The following is a 21,228-nucleotide window of genomic DNA, read 5'->3' on the forward strand; positions in this document are numbered from 1 at the left end:
CAGGGGGTAGCGGGTTACGACCCGGTTGCGGCTGGCCGTACCCCGGACGGCGGCCCGGTCGGCTTAGGCTCCTCGTATGACTGACGCAGCAGCGGCACTGGAGCCCGGACGGCAGATCCAGGAGCTCGAGGAGCTGACCCACGAACAGGCCGACGCGGTCCTCGGACTGCTGGCGGAGGCGGCCCGCACCGACGGCACCACCGCCGTCTCCGAACAGGGCAGGCTCCAGCTGCACGGCGGGCGCCGCGAGGGCATCCGGCACTTCCTCCTCACCGACCACGGCCGCCTCGCCGGGTACGCGCAGCTGGAGGACACCGACCCGGTCGAGGCCCCGGCCGCCGAACTGGTCGTCCACCCGGCGCTGCGCGGCCGCGGCCACGGACGCGCCCTGGGCACCGCCCTCTTGGCCTCCTCCGGCAAAAGGCTCCGAGTCTGGGCACACGGGGGCAAATCGGCCGCCCGTCACCTCGCGCAGGTCCTCGGCCTGACCCTCTTCCGCGAACTGCGCCAGCTGCGGCGCCCCTTGGACGACGGGACCCCGGTCCCCGAACCGGTCCTCCCCGACGGGGTGACCGTACGCACCTTCAACCCCGGCGGGGACGACGCCGCCTGGCTCGCCGCCAACGCCGCCGCCTTCGCGCACCACCCCGAACAGGGCGCGCTGGTCCAGCGGGACCTGGACGACCGCAAGGCGCAGCCGTGGTTCGACCCGAAGGGCTTCTTCCTCGCCGAGCGGGACGGCCGGCTGGTGGGCTTCCACTGGACGAAGGTCCACACGGAGGAGCAGCTGGGCGAGGTGTACGTCGTCGGGGTGCTGCCCGACGCGCAGGGCGGCGGCCTCGGCAAGGCCCTCACGGCCATCGGCCTGCGCCACCTCGCCGCCGCGGGCCTGCCGACCGCGATGCTGTACGTCGACGCCGACAACCCGGCGGCCCTGGCCGTGTACGAGCGCATGGGCTTCACGACCCACGAGGTCGACCTCATGTACCGCACGGAGTCCTGACGCATACAGCCTGCGCGGCGACTGAGCGCACCGTGCGCGCAGCGGACCCCGCCCGGCGCCCACCCGCCCGCGCCCACCCCGCCCGCCCACCCCACCGGCGAAGGACACGGGAAGGTCACGGCTTGGGGTGGGCGCTCCCTGGGCGCTACGCGCCATTAACCGGGTATTCAGCAACGCTTGCGACGCTCGCGCCATGCAGCCCGCCGCCCCCTCCCGCCCCCGGCCCGCCCTCCGGCTGACCTCCGGGAATTCCGACGCGCCTGTACTCCCGCGCGCGCGGAAGAATGGAGGTATGAGCCAGCAGAGCAGCGCCGAGGTCCCGGTCCAGCCCACCCAGCACGTCCAGCCCTCCGTCGGTTCCATAGCCGCGCACCGCCCCCGCACCGTCTCCGCCGCCCCCCTGTCCGAGCTCGAACCGGACCTGGACGCGGATCTCGACGCGTACGAGGACGACACCGACGGCGGCGAGCTCCCCACCGGCCGCTTCCTCGACCGCGAGCGCAGCTGGCTCGCCTTCAACGAGCGCGTGCTCGAACTGGCCGAGGACCCGGGCACCCCGCTCCTCGAACGGGCTAACTTCCTCGCGATTTTCGCGAGCAACCTCGACGAGTTCTTCATGGTCCGCGTGGCCGGCCTCAAGCGCCGCATCGCGACCGGCGTCGCCACCCGCTCGGCCTCCGGCCTCCAGCCCCGCGAGGTGCTGGAGCAGATCTGGACCCGCTCCCGCGAGCTCATGGCCCGGCACGCCGCCTGCTACCAGCAGGACGTCTCCCCCGCCCTCGCCGAGGAGGGCATCGAGCTGATCCGCTGGCCGGAGCTGACGGAGAAGGAGCAGGCCCGCCTGTTCACCCTCTTCCGCAACCGCATCTTCCCGGTGCTCACCCCGCTGGCCGTGGACCCCGCGCACCCCTTCCCGTACATCTCCGGGCTCTCCCTGAACCTCGCGGTCGTGGTCCGCAACCCCGTCAGCGGCCACCGCCACTTCGCGCGCGTCAAGGTCCCGCCGCTGCTGTCCCGCTTCCTGGAGGCCTCCCCGCAGCGCTACGTCCCGCTGGAGGACGTCATCGCCGCGCACCTGGAGGAGCTGTTCCCGGGCATGGAGGTGCTGGCCCACCACATGTTCCGCGTGACCCGCAACGAGGACCTGGAGGTCGAGGAGGACGACGCCGAGAACCTCCTCCAGGCCCTGGAGAAGGAGCTCATGCGGCGCCGCTTCGGCCCGCCCGTGCGCCTGGAGGTCGAGGAGTCCATCGACCCGGGCGTCCTGGACCTGCTCGTGCAGGAGCTGAACGTCACCCCCGCCGAGGTCTACCCGCTGCCCGGCCCGCTGGACCTGACCGGCCTGTTCGGGATAGCCGGGCTCGACCGGCCCGAGCTGAAGTACCCCAAGTTCGTCGCCGGCACCCACCGCGACCTCGCCGAGGTCGAATCGGCCTCCGCCCCGGACATCTTCGCGGCCCTGCGCGAGCGCGACGTGCTCCTGCACCACCCGTACGACAGCTTCTCCACCTCCGTGCAGGCCTTCCTGGAGCAGGCGGCCGCCGACCCGGACGTGCTCGCCATCAAGCAGACGCTGTACCGCACCTCCGGCGACTCCCCCATCGTGGACGCCCTCATCGACGCCGCCGAGTCCGGCAAGCAGGTCCTCGTCCTCGTCGAGATCAAGGCCCGCTTCGACGAGCAGGCCAACATCAAGTGGGCCCGCAAGCTGGAGGAGTCCGGCTGCCACGTCGTCTACGGGCTCGTCGGCCTCAAGACCCACTGCAAGCTGTCGCTGGTGGTCCGCCAGGAGGGCGAGACCCTGCGCCGCTACAGCCACGTCGGCACCGGCAACTACCACCCCAAGACCGCCCGGCTGTACGAGGACCTCGGCCTGCTGACCGCCGACCCGCAGGTCGGCGCCGACCTGTCCGACCTCTTCAACCGGCTCTCGGGCTACTCCCGCCGCGAGACCTACCGGCGCCTGCTCGTCGCCCCCAAGTCCCTGCGCGACGGACTGATCTCCCGGATCAACAAGGAGGTCGCCCACCACAGGGCGGGCCGCCCCGCCTACGTCCGCATCAAGGTCAACTCGATCGTGGACGAGGCCCTCGTCGACGCCCTCTACCGGGCCTCCCAGGCGGGGGTCCCGGTGGACATCTGGGTCCGCGGGATCTGCGCCGTGCGCCCCGGGGTCGTCGGCCTCTCGGAGAACATCCGCGTCCGCTCCGTACTCGGCCGCTTCCTGGAGCACTCCCGGCTCTTCGCCTTCGGCAACGGCGGCGAACCGGAGATCTGGCTCGGCAGCGCCGACATGATGCACCGCAACCTCGACCGCCGCATCGAGGCCCTCGTCCGGGTCACCGACCCCGCCCACCGCGCCGCGCTCGACCGGCTGCTGGAGACCGGCATGTCCGACGCCGGGTCCTCCTGGCACCTCGGCCCGGACGGCGAGTGGACCCGGCACAGCACGGACGCGGAAGGACAGCCCCTGCGGCACGTACAGGAGATGCTCATAGACGCCCGGAGGCGCCGGCGTGGCTCAGCCAAACCTTGATCCCCGGTCCGGCGAGGTCCTGGGCGCCTACCTGCGCGCCCAGGCGACCGCCTTCCTGAGGGGCCTGCGGCTCCACGAGGAGAGCGGCTCCGACGCCGCAGAGGGCAGCGAGGCCGCGCACGTGCTGCGCGGCGCGGCCCGCCGGATCGCCAGCTCCCTGGCCACCTTCCGCCCGGTCACGGAGGCGCCCTGGGCGGACTCCCTGCGCACCGAGCTGACCTGGCTGTCCGCGACCCTGGCCGACGAGCACGCGTACGCGGCCCGGCAGCACCGGCTGCTCGACGCCCTGCACCGGCTGGCCGGCGCCCCCGGGGTGCCCTTCCCCCGGTCCGGCGGCCGGTCCTCGCTGACCGTGGGCTCCGCCCGGGCCGCGGCCCTGCTGGAGCGCCAGCTGACCCTGGCCCGCACCCGCGCCCACTCCGCCGGGCTCCAGGCCCTCGGCTCCGCCCGCTTCCACGCGGTCGCGGACGCCGTGGCCGTGCTGGCCTCGGAGGTGCCGCTCGACCCGGTCGCCGCCGCCGGCCGTACGGACGAGGTGCTCGTCCCGCTGGCGGCGCAGGCCGCCGACCGGCTCGCCGGGGCCGTCACCGACCTGCCCCTGCTGCGGGCCGGGCACCCGTACAACGCCGAGGCGCTCGTCGACGACGCCCAGCAGGACGCCCCCTGGCACCGGGTCCGCAGCCTGCTGCGCGTCCACCGCTACGCCCAGGAGACCCTGGCCGGGGACACCGCCCGGCTGGCCGCGGCCGCCGAGGCCCTCGACCGGCACCGGGACGCCTCCGCCGCCGCCGAGGCCTCCGCCGCCGCGGCCCGCACCCCCCGCATCGCCCCCGCGACGGCGTACGCCCTCGGGGTGCTGCACGCCGACCAGCGGCACGAGGTCGAGGCCGCCCGGTACGACTTCCAGCGGATCTGGCAGCGCGCGGCGGTCCCCTCGGGCGTCAGCGCGGAGGCCGCCACGTGAGCCGGGGCGGCGGGCAGGGCCCGGTGGTCGCCGCAGGCTGCGTCCTGTGGCGGCGCGCCCCCGCGACCGGCGGGATCGAGTTCTGCCTGGTCCACCGGCCCCGCTACGACGACTGGTCGCACCCGAAGGGCAAGCTCAAGCGCGCCGAGCAGCCCGCCGCGGCCGCCGTCCGCGAGGTACGGGAGGAGACCGGGCACACCTGCCTGCTCGGCACCGCCCTGCCCACGGCCCGCTACCAGGACCGCACCGGCCGGCCCAAGACCGTGCACTACTGGGAGGCCGAGGCCACCGGCGGCGCCTTCGCACCCGGCGCCGAGGTGGACGCGGTCAGCTGGCTGCCCCCGGCCGCCGCCCGGGCCCGCCTCACCCACCCGGCCGACCGCACCCTGATCGACGCGGCCCTCAGCGCCCTGGCCTGAAACCGACGTCCTTCCTGCCCAGCCGCCCCCGCGCAGGCCCCGCCCGGACCCCTGCCCGGACCCCGCCCGGACCCCCGCAGCCCACCGGCCGCGCGCGCCCGGCGCACCGTCACGCTCCGGAGCGCCCTCCCCGACCGGCTCACCAGGCCGTCCGCCACGGTTCACCGTCCGTTCACTCGCCCCCGTCAGCGGCTTCACCTGATCTGCCTAATTTCAATCGTGCACGGGGTCGGTGAGGCCGAAAACAGCCCACCTTCCGCGCATCAGGCCTTGACCCAGCTGTAGTCCTCTACGCACGCCGCCACCAACGAAGAGACCGGCGGCTCCTGGAAGGAACACCCGAAAGTGAAGCTTCAGCGCAAGAACCGGCTTCGTGCCTCCGCCCTCGGGGCCCTCGTCGTGTCCGGCGCCCTGGTCCTCACGGCGTGCGGTTCGGACGAGAACACCAAGCCGGGCGGGGACGGCAGCAGCAACGCTGCGGCGCCCACCGGCGACGCCAAGGTCTGCGAGGGCGCCAAGGGGCAGCTCCTGGCCTCCGGCTCCTCGGCCCAGAAGAACGCCATGGACCTGTGGGTGAACGGCTACATGGCCACCTGCTCCGGCGTCCAGGTCAACTACAAGTCCTCCTCCTCCGGCGAGGGCATCGTCGCCTTCAACCAGGGCAGCGTCGGCTTCGCCGGCTCGGACTCGGCCCTGAAGCCGAAGGAGGTCGAGGACTCGAAGAAGATCTGCACCGGCGGCCAGGGCATCAACCTGCCGATGGTCGGCGGCCCGATCGCCATCGGCTTCAACGTCTCCGGCGTGGACAAGCTCACCCTCGACGCCCCCACCATCGCCAAGATCTTCAACGACAAGATCAAGAAGTGGGACGACCCGGCCATCGCCAAGCTCAACCCCGGCGTGAAGCTCCCGTCCACGGCGATCCAGGCCTTCCACCGCTCCGAGGACTCCGGCACCACGCAGAACCTCGGCAAGTACCTCGCGAAGACCGCCGAGAAGGACTGGCCGTACGAGCCCGAGAAGAAGTGGCCCGCCCCCGGCGGCCAGGCCGCCTCCGGCTCCGCGGGCGTCGCCGCCCAGGTCAAGCAGGTCGACGGCGCGATCGGCTACTTCGAGCTGTCGTACGCCTCCTCGCAGAGCATCAAGACGGTCGATCTGAACACCGGCGCCTCCGCCCCGGTCCAGGCCACCTCCGAGAACGCCTCCAAGGCCATCGCCGCCGCCAAGATCGAGGGCACCGGCAAGGACCTGGCCCTGAAGCTCGACTACACCACCAAGGCCGAGGGCGCGTACCCGATCGTCCTGGTCACGTACGAGATCGTCTGCGACAAGGGCAACAAGGCCGAGACCCTCCCGACGGTCAAGTCCTTCCTGACCTACACCGCCAGCGAGGCCGGCCAGAAGCTCCTCTCCGAGAAGGGCTACGCGCCCATCCCGGCCGAGATCAACGCCAAGGTCCGCGAGATCGTCTCCTCGCTGTCCTGACCCCGTCCCGGTGCCGGTCCGCCGCCGTTCCGGCGGACCGGCCCCCGGGCACCCCCCGCAAGGGGACATCCGGTGCACCGCCGCCAGGGGGCCCGCCCCCCACACAGACCGGAAAGACCATGGCTTCCACCACACAACAGATAGACACGGCTCCGCCCGTCACCCGGAGCGCGGGCTCCACCGGCAAGGCCGGTGACAAGATCTTCTCGGGGCTCTCCAAGGGCTCCGGCATCCTGCTCCTGGTGATCATGGCGTCAATCGCCGTGTTCCTCACCTACCGGGCCGTCCTGGCCCTGTCGGAGAACGAGGGCAACTTCCTCACCACCTTCGACTGGAACGCGACCGGCGAACCGCCCGTCTTCGGCATCGCCGTCCTCCTCTACGGCACCGTCGTCAGCTCGATCATCGCGATGGTCATCGCGGTCCCGATCGCCGTCGGCATCGCCCTCTTCATCTCCCACTACGCGCCCCGCAAGCTGGCCGCGCCCCTCGCCTACGTCGTGGACCTGCTGGCCGCCGTGCCGTCCATCGTCTACGGCATCTGGGGCGCCCTCTTCCTGGTGCCGTACCTGGGCGGGCTGACCTCCTGGCTCGACCAGTTCCTGAGCTTCACGTACCTCTTCGACAAGACGCAGGTGGGCGTGGACCGCTCCCTGTTCACCGTCGGAATCCTGCTCGCGATCATGATCCTGCCGATCGTGACCAGCGTCAGCCGCGAGGTGTTCCTCCAGGTCCCGCGCATGAACGAGGAGGCCGCCCTGGCCCTCGGCGCGACCCGGTGGGAGGTCATCCGGATGTCGGTGCTGCCCTTCGGCCGCTCCGGCGTCATCTCCGCCTCGATGCTCGGCCTCGGCCGCGCCCTCGGCGAGACCATGGCCGTCGCCACCGTGCTGTCCCCGAGCTTCCTGATCTCCGGGCACCTGCTCGACCCGGGCGGCGGCACCTTCGCCCAGAACATCGCCGCGAAGTTCGACGAGGCCAACGAGTTCGGGCGCGACGCGCTCATCGCCTCCGGCCTGGTCCTCTTCCTGCTCACCCTGCTGGTCAACGGCGCCGCACGCATGATCATCGCGCGCCGCAAGGAGTACTCGGGGGCGAACGCCTGATGAGCCACGCACTGCAGGACCCGCGCCCCGTACGGCCGCGCAAGTCCGCCCCCTCCACCCTGACCCGCGGCGGCCTGCCCCGCTGGGCCCCGGCCGCCATCGCCGCCCTGTCCGCCGCCCTCGGCGCCGGGATCGGCGCCGCCGCCGGACTCGAGAGCCGCATGCAGTGGGGCCTGATCGCGGCCGGCCTGTTCGTCGCGGTCACGTACACCGCCAGCTCGGTGGTCGAGAACCGCCGCCAGGCCAAGGACCGCGTCGCGACCTCCGTCGTCTGGGTCTGCTTCCTGCTCGCCGTCATCCCGCTGCTCTCCCTGATCTGGGTCACGGCCAGCCGCGGCATGGAGGTCCTCGACGGGTACTTCCTCACCCACTCGATGGCCGGCGTCGCCGGCTTCGACCCCGGCGGCGGCGTCTACCACGCCCTCCTCGGCACCGTCGAGCAGGTCCTCATCGCGACCCTGATCGCCGCCCCCATCGGCCTGCTGACCGCGGTCTACCTGGTCGAGTACGGCAAGGGACAGCTCGCGAAGGCCGTCACCTTCTTCGTCGACGTCATGACCGGCATCCCCTCCATCGTCGCGGGACTCTTCATCCTGACGACCTGGACCCTGATGCTGGAGCAGGGCCCCTCCGGCTTCGCCGGCTCCCTCGCCCTGTCGATCCTGATGATGCCCGTCGTGGTCCGCTCCACCGAGGAGATGCTGAAGCTCGTACCGAACGAGCTCCGCGAGGCCTCCCTCGCCCTCGGCGTGCCGAAGTGGCGCACGATCCTCAAGGTCGTCCTGCCCACGGCGATCGGCGGCATCTCCACCGGCGTCATGCTGGCCGTGGCCCGCATCGCCGGCGAGACCGCACCGATCATGCTGCTGGTCTTCGGCAACCAGCTGATCAACGACAACCCGTTCGAAGGCGCCCAGTCCTCGCTCCCCCTCTACATCTGGGAGCAGTACAAGGTCGGCAGCGACGCCTCCTTCGACCGCGCATGGGCGGCAGCGCTCGTCCTGATCGCCTTCGTCATGATCCTCAACCTGGTGGCCCGCGGCATCGCCCGCTGGAAGGCCCCGAAGACCGGTCGCTGACCGCGGCCACGAAAGAAGCTCTGATCCCCATGGCCAAGCGCATCGACGTCTCCGGTCTCTCCGCCTTCTACGGCACCCACAAGGCCATCGACGACATCTCCATGACCGTCGAGCCCCGCTCCGTGACCGCCTTCATCGGCCCCTCCGGCTGCGGCAAGTCCACCTTCCTGCGCACCCTGAACCGCATGCACGAGGTCACCCCCGGCGGCCGCGTCGAGGGCAAGGTGATGCTGGACGACGAGAACCTGTACGGCGCCGGGGTCGACCCCGTCGCGGTCCGCCGCACGGTCGGCATGGTCTTCCAGCGCCCGAACCCCTTCCCCACCATGTCGATCTTCGACAACGTGGCCGCGGGCCTGCGCCTCAACGGCAAGGTGAAGAAGTCCGAGCTGGAGAACGTGGTCGAGAAGTCCCTCCAGGGCGCCAACCTCTGGAACGAGGTCAAGGACCGGCTGAACAAGCCCGGCTCCGGCCTCTCCGGCGGCCAGCAGCAGCGCCTGTGCATCGCCCGCGCCATCGCGGTCGAGCCGGAGGTCCTCCTCATGGACGAGCCCTGCTCCGCCCTCGACCCGATCTCCACCCTCGCCATCGAGGACCTGATCGGGGAGCTGAAGGAGCGCTTCACCATCGTCATCGTGACGCACAACATGCAGCAGGCCGCCCGCGTCTCCGACCGCACGGCCTTCTTCAACCTGGCGGCCGTCGGCCAGCCGGGCAAGCTGATCGAGCTCGACGACACGGACCGGATCTTCTCCAACCCGTCCGTCCAGGCCACCGAGGACTACATCTCGGGCCGCTTCGGCTAGACCGCCGGAGCCCACACGCGTCCTGCGGTGCTGCATGGCGGTGCCACCGCAAGGCGAAGGGCCCGCCCCCTGGGAAGGGGGCGGGCCCTCTTTGCGTACCGCGCGCCGGGCGGCCGCCCGAACCGGCAGGCCGTCAGACGAAGGCGAGGTTGACGATCCAGAAGCAGACCGCGGCGACCGCGGCGGCGGCCGGCATCGTGATGAACCAGCCCATGATGATGTTCTTCGCCACACCCCAGCGGACGGCGTTGACCCGCTTGGTGGCGCCCACGCCCATGATCGCCGAGGTGATCACGTGGGTGGTGGAGATCGGCGCGTGGAAGAGGAAGGCCGAGCCGAACATGATCGAGGCACCGGTGGTCTCGGCGGCGAAGCCCTGCGGCGGGTCCAGTTCGATGATCTTGCGGCCGAGGGTGCGCATGATGCGCCAGCCGCCCGCGTACGTACCGAGGGAGAGCATCACCGCACAGGCCACCTTGACCCACACCGGGATCGGGTCGCCGGGACCCTCGACCTCGGCGATGACCAGGGCCATCACCACGATGCCCATGGTCTTCTGGGCGTCCTGCAGGCCGTGGCCGAGCGCCATGCCGGCCGCGGAGACCGTCTGGGCGATGCGGAAGCCGCGCTTGGCGCGGTGCGGGTTGGCCCGGCGGAACATCCACAGGATGGCCACCATCACCAGGTAGCCGGCCACGAGGCCGACCACCGGGGAGACGAACATCGGGATGACGACCTTCTCGACCACCCCGCTCCAGATCACGTCCGTACCGCCGGCCAGGGCGGCGCCCACCATGCCGCCGAACAGCGCGTGCGAGGAGGAGGACGGCAGTCCGAAGTACCAGGTGATCAGGTTCCAGACGATCGCCCCGACCAGCGCGGCGAAGAGGATCCACATGCCCCGGTTGCCGTGGGGCGTCTCGATCAGGCCCTCGCTGACCGTCTTGGCGACCCCGCTGCCGAGGAAGGCGCCGGCGAGGTTCATCACCGCGGCCATGGCCAGGGCCGCCCGCGGGGTCAGGGCCCGCGTCGAGACCGAGGTCGCGATGGCGTTCGCGGAGTCGTGGAAGCCGTTCGTATACGTGAAGCCGAGCGCGACACCAATGGTCACGACCAGCGCAAAGGTGTCCACGTGGGTCAGGACTCCTTGACCGCGATGGTCTCCACGGTGTTCGCGACGTGCTCGAAGGCGTCGGCCGCCTCTTCCAGCACGTCCACGATCTGCTTCAGCTTCAGCACCTCGATGGCGTCGTACGAGCCGTTGAAGAGGTGGGCCAGCAGCTTGCGGTGGATCTGGTCGGCCTGGTTCTCGAGCCGGTTGACCTCGATCCAGTACTCCGTGAGGCTCTCCATCGTGCGCAGGTGGGGCATGGCCTCGGCGGTCAGCTCGGCCGCCCGCGCCAGTACCTCGATCTGCTGCTCGACGCCCTTCGGGAGCTCCTCCACGTTGTACAGGACGACCAGGTCGACCGCCTCCTCCATGAAGTCCATGATGTCGTCGAGCGACGAGGCGAGGGAGTAGATGTCCTCACGGTCGAACGGCGTGATGAAGGAGGAGTTCAGCTGGTGGAAGATCGCGTGGGTCGCGTCGTCACCCGCGTGCTCCGCCGCCCGCATCCGCTCCGCGATCTCGGCCCGGGCGGAGGGATCCGCTCCGAGCAGTTCCATCAGGAGCTTCGAGCCCGTGACGATGTTGTCCGCGGATGCGGCGAACATGTCGTAGAAGCTCGTCTCCCTGGGGGTCAGACGAAATCGCACGTGAGGTCCTCGGGGTGCATGGGATTCGGTCAGGCTGATGCTAGGCGCATCCTCCGGCCACGGCTAACCGGCCATGGCCCAGTGTCCTCCATCAGGCAGAGTGAGGGGGGCGAACGCGTGCCCGATCGGATCGGGCCCGGTACCCTATACCCATGAGGGGTATATGCCCCAGGTGATCGCGGGAGGACGCATGACCACCACCGAGCCGGAAGCGGGCAGCCACGTGAACGGGACCGACGGCACCGGCGCGGCACCCGGGACCGGCGGGGTGCACGGGTACCACCACCGCAAGGACGAGCACCTCAAGAGGCTGCGCCGCATCGAGGGCCAGATCCGCGGACTCCAGCGCCTCGTGGACGAGGACGTCTACTGCATCGACATACTCACGCAGGTCTCGGCCAGTACGAAGGCCCTCCAGTCCTTCGCGCTCCAGCTCCTGGAGGAGCACCTGCGGCACTGCGTGGCCGACGCCGCCGTCAAGGGCGGGGACGAGATCGACGCGAAGGTCGAGGAGGCCACCAAGGCCATCGCCCGCCTGCTCCGCACCTGAGACGGCCGGCCCGGGGTCAGGCGCAGCGGACGAGCAGCACCTCGTCGATCCGGGCCTGGCTGAGCCGGTCCTCGTCCGCGGCCGAGGCCGCGATGATCAGCTCGCCGCACAGCTCGATCTCGGCGAGGGCCACGTGGTCGTGGACGGCCGCACCGCCTGCCGGAGTCACACGCACCACCCCTCTCTGCCGTTGCCGGATCCCAGCGTAAGGAGGCCGCCGCGCGCAGCGCATGACACGGATGGACCATTTCCGGCTACCCGCCCGGACGGTCAGTCGGTGCTCAATCGGCGATCTTGCCCGCGAAGATGTCCCGGCTTGGCGGCAATTGCACGGTCACCGGGGTCCCGAACCCGTACAGCAGCGTCGTGGACGAGACATCGATCACGCCATTGTTGACGTAGCTGAAGCGGTGCCGGACCTTCCGCAGCCGGCCCTCCTCGTCGAGGTACGCGTCGAAGGGCACCGTGTCCTTGCTGAACCCTTTCGCCGCCGCCTGGAGCGCGGCGCGCGCGTGCGGGGCGGCGCTGCGGGCCGCCCGCCCGATGTCCGTGGTCCCCCGGTAGTGCCGCACCTTCGTGCCCGCGAGCTCCGTCTCCCCCACGAAGGTCACGTCCCGCGCCCCGCGCAGCAGCTCCGCCGCCGCGAGCGGATCGGTGGCCCCGCCGGTGACGAGGTTCCCGTCGGCGAGCGAGGCGGTGTCCACCCGCACCCACTTGTCCGCGGGCACGCCCGCGCCCCGGTTCTTCATGTACAGGGCGCCCGGCGCGAGCAGCTCGGTGATGGGCCGGTGCCCGGCCTTGCCGGTGACATCGGCGGGCAGCATCACGAGCAGCTGCCCGAGCCGGTTGCGGAAGTCGACCCCGCCCTCGCCGCGGATCGTCACGCGGGTCCCGCCGGTGGCCATCTCCATCGCCGTACGGGCGCGGGCGCTGCCGGAGCGGGCCAGTACGTCGGCGGCCGAGCGGACCGCCTCGGCGCCGTCGGGCGCGGACTCCTGGGCGCTGCACCCCGTCGAGCTCCCCAGCACCCCCGCCACGGCCGCGGCGGCGATCCACGCCCCGCCTCTGCGCCTGCGCCCCTGCACCACCATCGCCTGCCAACCCCCAACGCGTGACCGCTGCTTGCCCGAGGAGCCCACCCGCTCCGGATAACGAGCCCGGGGGATGCCCGTCACGGTGCCGGGCCCATGTCCGGGGCAGGTACCGTGGGAACGTGGACCCGCACACCGCAGCGCCCCGCACCCTTCCGCTTCCCCCCGCCGCCCCGGCCCCCGGCCTCCCGGCCCAGGCGACCGGCACACCGGCCCCCACCCCCTCGGACCCCTCCGGGACGGAGCCCCCCACCCGGCACGAGACCACCACCTCGGAACGCGGCTCCTTCTGCCTGGCCCGCTGCACCTGCGGCTGGTACGGCCCGGCCCGCCGCTCCCGAGACCTGGCCCGCCGAGACGCCACCACCCACACGGCAACGACGCCCCAGTAGCCCCAAACCCCCCTCCCCCACCCCAGCCCAATCCAGCCCCGCCGGCGCTTGAGGCGCGGGGCCCGGGGCAGAGCCCCGAAACCACCCACCCCACGCCACTCCCTTCCCCCCTCCCCCACCCCAGCCCAATCCAGCCCCGCCGGCGCTTGAGGCGCGGGGTCCGGGGCGGAGCCCCGGGATCGGGAAGGGGCGGGTAGGGGAGAGCCCCGCGCAGCGGCCCCACCCCCGCCCACGGCCCCGCCCCCGTCCCCCTGCCCCGTACGGCCCTCCCGACTGGCGCCCCCGCCCCCCACCAGGTGCCCTGGACCGAGGAGGCCTTCCCCCTCCGACACCGGCAACAGGGCGGAGCTCATGTCAGGACCCCCGGCACCCCGCACCCCCACCCCCGCACGGGCCGCACTCCTGACCCTCGTCCCCGCCCTCACCCTCCTCCTCGGCCCCCACCAGGCCACCGCCACCGCCGCCACCGCCGCCCCCAGCCCGGCAGCCAGCCCGGAACGCACCCCGGAGCACCACCCCGACCGCGCCGACCGCCCCACCGGCACCGCAGACGGCCCCGCAGACGTGGCCCTCGCCATCGGCACCACCTCCGCCGCCGCAGCCGCCACCGGCCTGTGGCTCCGCTCCCGGCACCGCCGCGAGCGCGACCAGGGCAGCACCCCCTGACCAGCCCCACGGGCTCCACGGGCTCCACGGGCTCCACAGGCCCCACAGGCCCGACCGGCCCCACCCGCCGCGGCGCGGTGAGGGCCTGCTTCGGCGCAGCAGCCCTCTGCCTCCTGGCCGCCCTGCTCCTCTACGTCCTGGGGTAGCGGCCCGAACGGCCTCCGCCCCGAAGCCGCCTCAGGCCGCCAGATCCCGCTCGGCGAACCCGTCCCCGTGCGCAGCCCGCGCCGCCGCCTGGTTCAGATCCACCGGCAGCGGCCGCTCCACCCGCCGCGACCGTACGAGCCGCCCGGCGCGCCGGGAGCGGGCCGCGGCCCGGACGACGGGGGTGAGCAGGGCGATGGCGAGCGGGGCCAGCAGCAGCACCACGGCGGTACCGAGCGCGAACCCGCCGACCACGTCGGTCGGGTAGTGCGCGCCCACGTACACGCGGGTGAAGCCCTCGAGGAGCGCGAGGCCGATGCCGATGAGCCCGATCCTGCGGTGGGCGACGAAGAGGCCGACGCCGAGCGCCATGGCGAGCGTGGCGTGGTCGCTGACGAAGGAGTAGCCCGCGGCGTAGGCGGAGTAGTCCGCCCCGGCCGCGCCGAGCACCTCCAGCCCCTCGTACTCCGCGGCCGGCCGCGGCCGGCCGACGAACTGGCGCAGCGGCACGTTCACGAGCAGGGCGCCGGCGGCCGCGAGCGGGGCCCAGACCAGGGCGGCGAAGGATTCGACGGCGGCGGCCTCGGGGCGGCGCCGGTTGGCCTGCCAGCACCAGAGCACGAGCAGGACGAGGGCGAGGAGGATCCCGTACTCGCCCAGGAGGACCACGGCCCGGTCGAACCAGGCGGGGGTGGCCCCGGCGAGGCCGTTGATGCCGTGGAGCAGGCTTGCATCGGGGTTCGGCCCGCCCGCCGCGAGTCCAGCCATGGTGGTGTGGCCCCTTGCCTTGCTCGTCCCCTGCGGACGCACGCTTCGTGCGCCCCTTAGACCCCCGCGATCAAGCCCCCGTGTCCATGGAACGCCCGTTCTGGCGCGTACGTTCCACTCTCCACCGAATGATCACCCCAACGTTATCGAAGAGTGACTCATCGTCGCAGCTCAAGGCCTGAGCATCACGCAGCGTTGCGGGTGTCGAGGCGGTCGGGCAGGGCCTCCGCACCGTCCTTGGTCACGCGCGTCGCACCGAAGTAGTCGGGCGTGTCGACCTTGTCGAAGCGGATCACCGCACCCGTGAACGGCGCATTGATCATGTATCCGCCGCCCACGTAGAGCCCGACGTGCCGGATGGCGCGGGAGTTTGTCAGATCGTCAGAGAAGAAGACGAGGTCCCCGGGCAGCAGTTCCGCCCGCGAGGGGTGCGGTCCGGCGTTGTACTGGTCGTTGGCCACGCGCGGCAGTTCGATGCCCACCGTCCGGTACGCGGCCTGCGTCAGCCCCGAGCAGTCGAAGCGCCCGTCCTGCTCCGGGGTGCCGTTGCCGCCCCACAGGTACGGCTTGCCGAGCTGCTGCTGCGCGAAGTAGATGGCCCCCGCGGCCTGCTGGGACGGGGCCACCCGGCCCGTCGGCCGCTCGAAGCTCTTGGCGAGGGTGGTGATGACCTTCACGTAGTTGCGGGTCTCGCGGTACGGGGGCACGCCGTTGTACTTGAGCACCGCACCCGGACCGGCGTTGTACGCGGCCAGCATGTTCTTCACCGGGTCCCCGGGCACCCGCTTCACGTCCGCCGCCAGCGAGCAGTCGTACGAGGCCGCGGAGGGGATCGCGTCCTTCGGGTCCCAGATGTCGCGGTCACCGTCCCCGTCGCCGTCGATCCCGTGCGTCCGCCAGGTGCCGGGGATGAACTGGGCGATGCCGCGGGCGTCGGCCGGGCTCACCGCCTCCGGGTTCCAGCGGCTCTCCTGGTAGAGCTGGGCGGCGAGCAGGGCGGGGTTGAGTGCGGGGCAGAGGTTGCCCCAGGTCTGCACGAGGGCCTGGTACTTGGCCGGTACGGCGCCCTTGGCCAGCCCGGCGAAGCGGCCGCCGCCCGTGGCGATGCCGGCCGCCGCGGAGTACGTGCCGATCACGAGCAGCGCGATGAAGAAGAAGAACACCGCGGTCCCGATGCCGCTCGCCACCCAGAATCTGCGCACCCGTCAACCCTCCCCCATAGGACGCCCCTCCACAGCAGTTTCCCCGACTCGTGTCGGTCCGTCTGCACCGCCCGCGCCTGACGGTGCGTCCGACGGCCCCGCTCCGGGGGCTTCCCCCCGACGGGGGAATGCGCGCCGGACACGCCCGCGCAGCCGCGCGCCGGGGCCGCCGGCCCGGCACGGGGTGTGGCATGAAGGCGGGATGACAGGCCGGACGAACACCAGCCGCCGGACCGCGGGCCGGACGGCCGCCGCGGCGGCGGCCCTGGGGCTGCTGCTGGCCCTCACGGGCTGCGGCGGCGGCAGCGCACAGCGGCCCGTGCGCCAGGGGCCCGCGCCCGCCGGGCCCGTCCCGGCCCCGGTCGCCTCGCTGCCCGCCGACGGGCGGTGCCCCGTACCCGGCCGCACCTGCTACACCGCGCAGCAGGTGCGGCGCGCGTACGGGATCGACCGGCTCCAGGAGCAGGGGCTGACGGGCCGGGGCCGGGTCATCGCCCTGTACGACACCATGGTCCCGCCCACGCTCCGCGCCGACCTGGCCTCCTTCAGCATGGAACAGGGCCTGCCCGAGGCGGACCTGACCATCCGTCCGTACCCGGCCCCCGGGGGCTCCGGCATCCAGCGCTTCGACCCGCGCGACCCGTCCCACCTGGCCGCCGCCATGGAGACCACCCTCGACGTGCAGCTGGTCCACATGATGGCCCCGGACGCCCGGATCGTGGTCACGGAGATCGGTCTGCCCGAGCACCCGGGCCGCGTCCGCTCCTCCCCCGCCCCCAGCCCCTCCGGTCCGGGCCCCGCCACCGCCTCCCCCTCGGGGCCGCCGGTGGTCCCCGAGGCGGCCCGGCCGCACCACCTGGAGCCCGTACTCGCGGACATGACGGGCGAGTTCTTCGCGCGGATGATCACGCGCGGGGTGACCGAGAGCCTGGAACGGGACCGGCCCGACGTGCTGTCCATCAGCTACGGCTTCCCCGAGTACCAGGCCGCGGGCAACACCCGGCAGCCCGCGCAGCCCCTCCTCGACGCCAGGCCCGCCTTCGCGGAGGCCCTGCGCCGCGGCACCACCGTCCTGGCCGCCTCCGGGGACTGGGGGGCCGCGCCGCCCGTGGGCCCGGCCGGCGCCCCGGCCCCCACGGCCGCCTGGCCCTGCTCCGACCCGAGCGTGGTCTGCGTCGGCGGCACCCGCCTGCACCTGGACCGCAACGGCGGCCGGACCCGCCCGGACACCGTCTGGAACGAGCTCGCGGAGGGCCTCGGCGCCACCGGCGGCGGCCCCTCCCAGACCTTCCCGCGCCCCGCCTACCAGGACGGTCTGGAGCGGGTCGTCGGCGAGCGCCGCGGTACGCCCGACGTGTCCATGGACGCCGCCGTGGACGGTGCCACGCTGATCTACCAGAGCTTCCTGCCCCAGGGCGCCGGCTGGCTCCCCGTCGGCGGGACCAGCGCCGCCACCCCCATGTTCGCCGCCGTCGTGGCCCTGGCCCGGCAGCGGGCGGGCGGCCCGATCGAGGACGTGCACACCGTGCTGTACCGGCTCGCGGCCCGCCGGGATTCGGGCTTCACCGACGTGACCAAGGGCGACAACGGCCCGCTGGGCGCCGCGGCGGCCAAGGGCTACGACCTCGCGAGCGGCCTCGGCACGGTCGGGGACGCGTCCGTCCTGGTCCCGGCCCTGGCGGAGGCGGCCCGGGACCAGGACGGCGGGGGCGGGGGCGACGGCGGGGGCGAGGGCGGGGAGACCGCTACCGCGGGGCGATGAAGAGGGACTGGGCGCTGCGCCCCACCGGCCCCTTCTCGTCGTGCAGGCGTGCGTCCGCGAGCCCGATGCCGGCCGCGTCCACGCTCGTACGGGCCGCCACGCACACCCACTCCCCCACCGGGTGGCGGTGCAGGTGCACGCTCAGGTCGGCGTTGACGAAGACGTGGGTCGAGAAGTCGAGGACGTTGCTGATGCCGTTGCCGGAGTCGGCGGCGACCAGGACCCGGTCCAGGGGGCGCGGCTCGTCGCCGGCCACCAGCGGGACCCGCATCCGCATCCAGCAGTCCGCCGGCCCGGCCGCCAGGAAGGCCCCTTCGGCGAAGCGCATCTCCATGGCCGTGTGGTACCCGGTCTCCCAGGGCACCGGGTAGAACGGCGCCGTCGGCAGCTCCGCGGGCGCCGCCACCTGCGGGCCCTCGGCCACCGCCGGACCCGGCTCGTCCAGGGTCCGGATCCGCAGGGCGCGGGCCAGCATGACGGGGGCGTCGGCGCCCTCGGGGGTGAGGGCCGCCTCGACCAGTTCGGTACCGCGCCCCGAGCGCAGCACGGCGGTGGTGACGGCGAGCGGCCGGATCGGCACCGGGCGCAGGATCTCGTACGTGAGCCTGGCGGCCCGGAAGCCGGGGCGGCCGTCCGGCCGCTCCTCGACCGCCCGGCCCAGCAGGGCGGCGGGCGGGCCCGCGTGCTGGAAGCCGGCGGCCCAGGGGCCGCGGGTGTAGGCGGAGGGCCGGTAGCGGCCCTCGCCGATCCGCTCGTAGAAGGCCTCGACGGGACTGGTCCCCGTACCGCCCGCACCCGGTGCGCCGTCCATGCCCCTGCCCCCGTCCCCTCGGCTCCCGCCGGGCCCCGGCGGCCCGGCGGCCACCACCCTCACGCTACCGAGCGGTAACCGAACCTGCCAGCCCCGGCAGGATCCGGAAAGGGGCGGTCTAGCGTGCGAAGCCGAGGCTCACGCCGAGGCCGACGAGGACCGAGCCGATGGCCCGGTTCAACGCCTTCTGGGCCTTGAGCATCCGGTCCCGCAGCCGGGAGTGCGAGAAGAAGAGGGCGACGGCCGCGAACCACGCGAAGTGCGTGACGGACATGAAGAACCCGTAGCCCGCCTGCTGCCACACCGGGGTCCCCGCCTGGACGACCTGCGTGAAGGTGGAGACGACGAACAGGGTGGTCTTGGGGTTGAGCACATTGGTCAGGAAACCGCCGCGCAGCGCCCCGACGGGCGTGAGCCCCGCGCCCGCCGCCAGGTCCACGGTCAGCTCGGTGCGGGCGCGGAAGGTCCGGATGCCCACGTAGACGAGGTACGCCGCACCCGCCAGCTTGATCGCGGTGAACAGGGCGGTGGAGGAGGCGATCAGGAGCCCCACGCCGAGCATCGTGTACGTGACGTGCACCAGGACGCCCGCGGCGACCCCGGCGGCGGCGAACAGGCCGGTCGTACGGCCGTACAGGCAGCTGTTGCGCACCACCATCGCGAAGTCCGCCCCCGGACTGACGACGGCGAGCACGGTGATCAGGGCCACGGCGATCAATTCGGTCATACGCCGATGCTGGCCGAGCGCCCTCTTCCCGATCAATGCATTTCCCGGCCCGACGGGGGGATTTCCCCGCCGGACGGGCCCCGCTGCTGCCGGGTGCGGCGGCCGGGCAAGAATGGACCGCCCCCTCACCCGCCCACCCACCAGGAGAAACCGCCGTGCCGACCGCCACCCCGGCCGCCGCTCCCGACCCCCTCCCGGAGCCCCTGCCGGACCGCAGCGCGCTGCGCGCGGACTGCTCCCGGTGCTTCGCGCTCTGCTGTGCGGCGCTGCCCTTCACCGCCTCCGCGGACTTCCCCGTCAGCAAGCCCGCCGGCAGCCCCTGCGCGAACCTCGCCGAGGACTTCCGCTGCACGGTCCACGCGCGCCTGCGCGAGGACGGCTGGCGCGGGTGCACCGTCTTCGACTGCTTCGGCGCCGGACAGCACGTCTCCCAGGTCACCTTCGGCGGCCGCGACTGGCGCAGCTCCGGCCCGGCGGCCCGGCGCGCGATGTTCGACGTGTTCCCGGTGGTCCGCACCCTCCACGAGCTGCTCTGGTACCTCACCGAGGCCCTCGCCCGCCCGGCCGCCCGCCCCCTGCACCCCGCCCTGCGCCGGCTGCGCGACCGTACGGAGGACCTGGCCCGCGCCGATGCCGGGACCCTCGCCGACCCGGCCGCCGCCCACGCCCTGCGCGCCGAGACCGGCGAGCTCCTCCTGCGGGCCAGTGAACTGGTACGGGCCGCCGCCCGCCCCGGCCGCCGCAGGAACCACCGCGGCGCCGACCTCATGGGGGCCGCACTGCGCGGCGCCGACCTGCGGGGAGCCGATCTCCGCGGCGCCTATCTGATCGCCGCCGACCTGCGCCGGGCGGACCTGCGCGGCGCCGACCTCATCGGCACGGACCTGCGCGACGCGGACCTGCGCGGGGCGGACCTGACCGGGGCGCTGTTCCTGACACAGGGCCAGGTCAACGCCGCCCGCGGGGACTCCGACACCCGCATCCCGGGGGACCTGACCCGCCCGCCCCACTGGTAGGAGTGAACAACAGCGGCGGGCCGGCCGCCGCGCCCGGCTCGTGCCCCGGGCGCGGCGGCCGGTCCCGGCTATCACGAGGGCACGGGCGCCTGTACCGCGCCCCAGGCCTCGTCGCACACCACCGGCACCATGCCGTTGATGTCGCAGTGGGTCCGGTGCAGAACGCCACCGGTCGTCATGGCGTACACCCAGACGTCGTTGCCCTGGAGCGTCAGCGAGACATCGCATACGCCGGCCGGGTACCCCGTCACCGGGGCCACCGTCAGGTCGAGCCACGCGTAGTCACCGAAGTCGCCGCCCATGATCCGGCCGCGCCGGCCCAGGTAGGTCTTCGTGTTCTTCAGCGCGACGGTGAACTCCTGCGAGTTCTGGTCCATCAGCGAGTCGATCGCGATGCACGGCCCGGCAGGCCCGGGCGGACCCGCGGGACCCTGCGGACCGGTCGCACCCGTCTGTCCCGGCAGGCCCTGGGCTCCCGGCGGGCCGGGAACTCCCTGCTGCCCCTGGACTCCGGGCGGACCGGGGACGCCCTGGGCGCCGGGGGTGCCGGCCGGTCCGGGCGGGCCCTCGGGACCCGTGGCCCCGGGCGGTCCGGGCGGACCGGGGGGACCCTTCGGTCCGGGCGGTCCCGGCGGGCCGGGACATCCCGGGTCAGCCGCGGGCGCGGCCTGGTCCACCACCCGCGGCGAACCCTTCGGCGGCTTCGGCGGCGGGCACTTGTCCCCGCCACCGCCGCCCGAGGCCTCCGCCGCCGGGACGGGCGCCGGAGCCCCCGTGTCCGCGAACGCGGGGGCGGTGAACCCCGCGAGGCCGAGCGCCATCGGCAGGACGAACCCGCCGACGAGCCACGTACGGCCCCTAGCCCTGGGTACAGGACCCATGCGCATGCTCCTTCGTGGTACCGGTCGTTCGGACCGCTTCCGATGCCCCCGGCCGCCCTGAC

Annotated in this window: 22 protein-coding genes; 13 read left to right on the forward strand and 9 right to left on the reverse strand. The window is 73.2% G+C overall.

The window, feature by feature from the left end:
• Window positions 1-76 precede the first annotated feature (76 nt).
• The 8 genes from mshD to pstB all read left to right on the forward strand — a co-directional run bounded on the left by mshD (window position 77) and on the right by pstB (window position 9,398).
• Entirely contained in the window at window positions 77-1,003 is a 927-nt protein-coding gene (mshD, locus tag ACZ7JZ_RS30065) for a mycothiol synthase (RefSeq protein WP_470944819.1), read from the forward strand.
• A 292-nt stretch (window positions 1,004-1,295) separates the two neighbouring features.
• Window positions 1,296-3,539 carry an RNA degradosome polyphosphate kinase gene (locus ACZ7JZ_RS30070; protein ID WP_470944822.1) on the forward strand — a complete coding sequence of 748 codons (2,244 nt, stop codon included), beginning with the start codon at window positions 1,296-1,298 and terminating at the stop codon, window positions 3,537-3,539.
• Window positions 3,520-4,503 carry a CHAD domain-containing protein gene (locus ACZ7JZ_RS30075; RefSeq protein ID WP_470944825.1) on the forward strand — a complete coding sequence of 328 codons (984 nt, stop codon included), beginning with the start codon at window positions 3,520-3,522 and terminating at the stop codon, window positions 4,501-4,503. The genes ACZ7JZ_RS30070 and ACZ7JZ_RS30075 overlap by 20 nt, the downstream gene beginning before the upstream one ends.
• Entirely contained in the window at window positions 4,500-4,922 is a 423-nt protein-coding gene (locus tag ACZ7JZ_RS30080) for an NUDIX hydrolase (protein WP_470944827.1), read from the forward strand. Before ACZ7JZ_RS30075 ends, ACZ7JZ_RS30080 begins: the two co-directional genes overlap by 4 nt.
• Window positions 4,923-5,267: 345 nt before the next feature.
• Window positions 5,268-6,407 carry a phosphate ABC transporter substrate-binding protein PstS gene (gene pstS, locus ACZ7JZ_RS30085; protein WP_470944830.1) on the forward strand — a complete coding sequence of 380 codons (1,140 nt, stop codon included), beginning with the start codon at window positions 5,268-5,270 and terminating at the stop codon, window positions 6,405-6,407.
• A 119-nt stretch (window positions 6,408-6,526) separates the two neighbouring features.
• Entirely contained in the window at window positions 6,527-7,513 is a 987-nt protein-coding gene (pstC, locus tag ACZ7JZ_RS30090; RefSeq protein WP_470944833.1) for a phosphate ABC transporter permease subunit PstC, read from the forward strand.
• Complete coding sequence (gene pstA / locus ACZ7JZ_RS30095; protein WP_470944834.1) at window positions 7,513-8,592, forward strand: phosphate ABC transporter permease PstA; 1,080 nt, start codon at window positions 7,513-7,515, stop codon at window positions 8,590-8,592. The genes pstC and pstA overlap by 1 nt, the downstream gene beginning before the upstream one ends.
• Before the next feature lie 29 nt (window positions 8,593-8,621).
• Complete coding sequence (gene pstB, locus ACZ7JZ_RS30100; protein WP_470944836.1) at window positions 8,622-9,398, forward strand: phosphate ABC transporter ATP-binding protein PstB; 777 nt, start codon at window positions 8,622-8,624, stop codon at window positions 9,396-9,398.
• Between the two features lie 133 nt (window positions 9,399-9,531).
• Here pstB and ACZ7JZ_RS30105 read toward each other — a convergent pair whose 3' ends face one another.
• Entirely contained in the window at window positions 9,532-10,530 is a 999-nt protein-coding gene (locus tag ACZ7JZ_RS30105) for an inorganic phosphate transporter (protein ID WP_470944839.1), read from the reverse strand.
• A 5-nt stretch (window positions 10,531-10,535) separates the two neighbouring features.
• Window positions 10,536-11,156, reverse strand: a complete 621-nt coding sequence (locus ACZ7JZ_RS30110; RefSeq protein WP_470944840.1) for a DUF47 domain-containing protein — start codon at window positions 11,154-11,156, stop codon at window positions 10,536-10,538.
• A gap of 190 nt (window positions 11,157-11,346) precedes the next feature.
• Between ACZ7JZ_RS30110 and ACZ7JZ_RS30115 the strand changes: the two genes are divergently transcribed.
• On the forward strand, window positions 11,347-11,706 hold the full coding sequence (locus tag ACZ7JZ_RS30115) for a metal-sensitive transcriptional regulator (protein ID WP_470944843.1): 360 nt from the start codon (window positions 11,347-11,349) through the stop codon (window positions 11,704-11,706).
• 16 nt (window positions 11,707-11,722) lie between these two features.
• Here ACZ7JZ_RS30115 and ACZ7JZ_RS30120 read toward each other — a convergent pair whose 3' ends face one another.
• The gene (locus ACZ7JZ_RS30120; protein WP_470944891.1) at window positions 11,723-11,875 is read right to left on the reverse strand and encodes a hypothetical protein; all 153 of its coding nucleotides are present in this window, start codon (window positions 11,873-11,875) and stop codon (window positions 11,723-11,725) included.
• Window positions 11,876-11,987: 112 nt separating this feature from the next.
• Entirely contained in the window at window positions 11,988-12,797 is an 810-nt protein-coding gene (locus ACZ7JZ_RS30125) for an SCO4651 family lipoprotein (RefSeq protein WP_470944846.1), read from the reverse strand.
• A gap of 122 nt (window positions 12,798-12,919) precedes the next feature.
• On the opposite strand from ACZ7JZ_RS30125, the gene ACZ7JZ_RS30130 reads away from it, so the two are divergent.
• Together ACZ7JZ_RS30130 and ACZ7JZ_RS30135 are read left to right on the forward strand one after the other, a co-directional pair.
• Window positions 12,920-13,189: a hypothetical protein gene (locus ACZ7JZ_RS30130; RefSeq protein WP_470944848.1), complete on the forward strand. Its 270-nt coding sequence runs from the start codon at window positions 12,920-12,922 to the stop codon at window positions 13,187-13,189.
• Between the two features lie 351 nt (window positions 13,190-13,540).
• The gene (locus ACZ7JZ_RS30135) at window positions 13,541-13,855 is read left to right on the forward strand and encodes a hypothetical protein (protein WP_470944850.1); all 315 of its coding nucleotides are present in this window, start codon (window positions 13,541-13,543) and stop codon (window positions 13,853-13,855) included.
• Window positions 13,856-14,032: 177 nt separating this feature from the next.
• On the opposite strand, the gene ACZ7JZ_RS30140 is transcribed toward ACZ7JZ_RS30135, so the two are convergent.
• Window positions 14,033-14,767 carry a phosphatase PAP2 family protein gene (locus ACZ7JZ_RS30140; protein ID WP_470944852.1) on the reverse strand — a complete coding sequence of 245 codons (735 nt, stop codon included), beginning with the start codon at window positions 14,765-14,767 and terminating at the stop codon, window positions 14,033-14,035.
• A 185-nt stretch (window positions 14,768-14,952) separates the two neighbouring features.
• Window positions 14,953-15,954, reverse strand: a complete 1,002-nt coding sequence (locus ACZ7JZ_RS30145) for a C40 family peptidase (RefSeq protein ID WP_470944883.1) — start codon at window positions 15,952-15,954, stop codon at window positions 14,953-14,955.
• Between the two features lie 217 nt (window positions 15,955-16,171).
• Here ACZ7JZ_RS30145 and ACZ7JZ_RS30150 point away from each other — a divergent pair, with 217 nt between their 5' ends.
• Entirely contained in the window at window positions 16,172-17,731 is a 1,560-nt protein-coding gene (locus ACZ7JZ_RS30150; protein ID WP_470944853.1) for a S53 family peptidase, read from the forward strand.
• On the opposite strand, the gene ACZ7JZ_RS30155 is transcribed toward ACZ7JZ_RS30150, so the two are convergent.
• On the reverse strand, window positions 17,715-18,542 hold the full coding sequence (locus ACZ7JZ_RS30155) for a thioesterase family protein (protein WP_470944855.1): 828 nt from the start codon (window positions 18,540-18,542) through the stop codon (window positions 17,715-17,717). The two genes, ACZ7JZ_RS30150 and ACZ7JZ_RS30155, sit on opposite strands and share 17 nt — an antisense overlap.
• Before the next feature lie 118 nt (window positions 18,543-18,660).
• Window positions 18,661-19,269, reverse strand: a complete 609-nt coding sequence (locus tag ACZ7JZ_RS30160; protein ID WP_470944858.1) for a LysE family translocator — start codon at window positions 19,267-19,269, stop codon at window positions 18,661-18,663.
• 155 nt (window positions 19,270-19,424) lie between these two features.
• On the opposite strand from ACZ7JZ_RS30160, the gene ACZ7JZ_RS30165 reads away from it, so the two are divergent.
• Window positions 19,425-20,285 carry a pentapeptide repeat-containing protein gene (locus ACZ7JZ_RS30165; RefSeq protein ID WP_470944860.1) on the forward strand — a complete coding sequence of 287 codons (861 nt, stop codon included), beginning with the start codon at window positions 19,425-19,427 and terminating at the stop codon, window positions 20,283-20,285.
• A gap of 71 nt (window positions 20,286-20,356) precedes the next feature.
• Here the strand turns inward: ACZ7JZ_RS30165 and ACZ7JZ_RS30170 are convergent, their stop codons facing one another.
• Window positions 20,357-20,662 carry a hypothetical protein gene (locus tag ACZ7JZ_RS30170; protein WP_470944862.1) on the reverse strand — a complete coding sequence of 102 codons (306 nt, stop codon included), beginning with the start codon at window positions 20,660-20,662 and terminating at the stop codon, window positions 20,357-20,359.
• Between the last annotated feature and the right edge of the window lie 566 nt (window positions 20,663-21,228).

Source organism: Streptomyces sp. NPDC038213 (assembly GCF_055600495.1).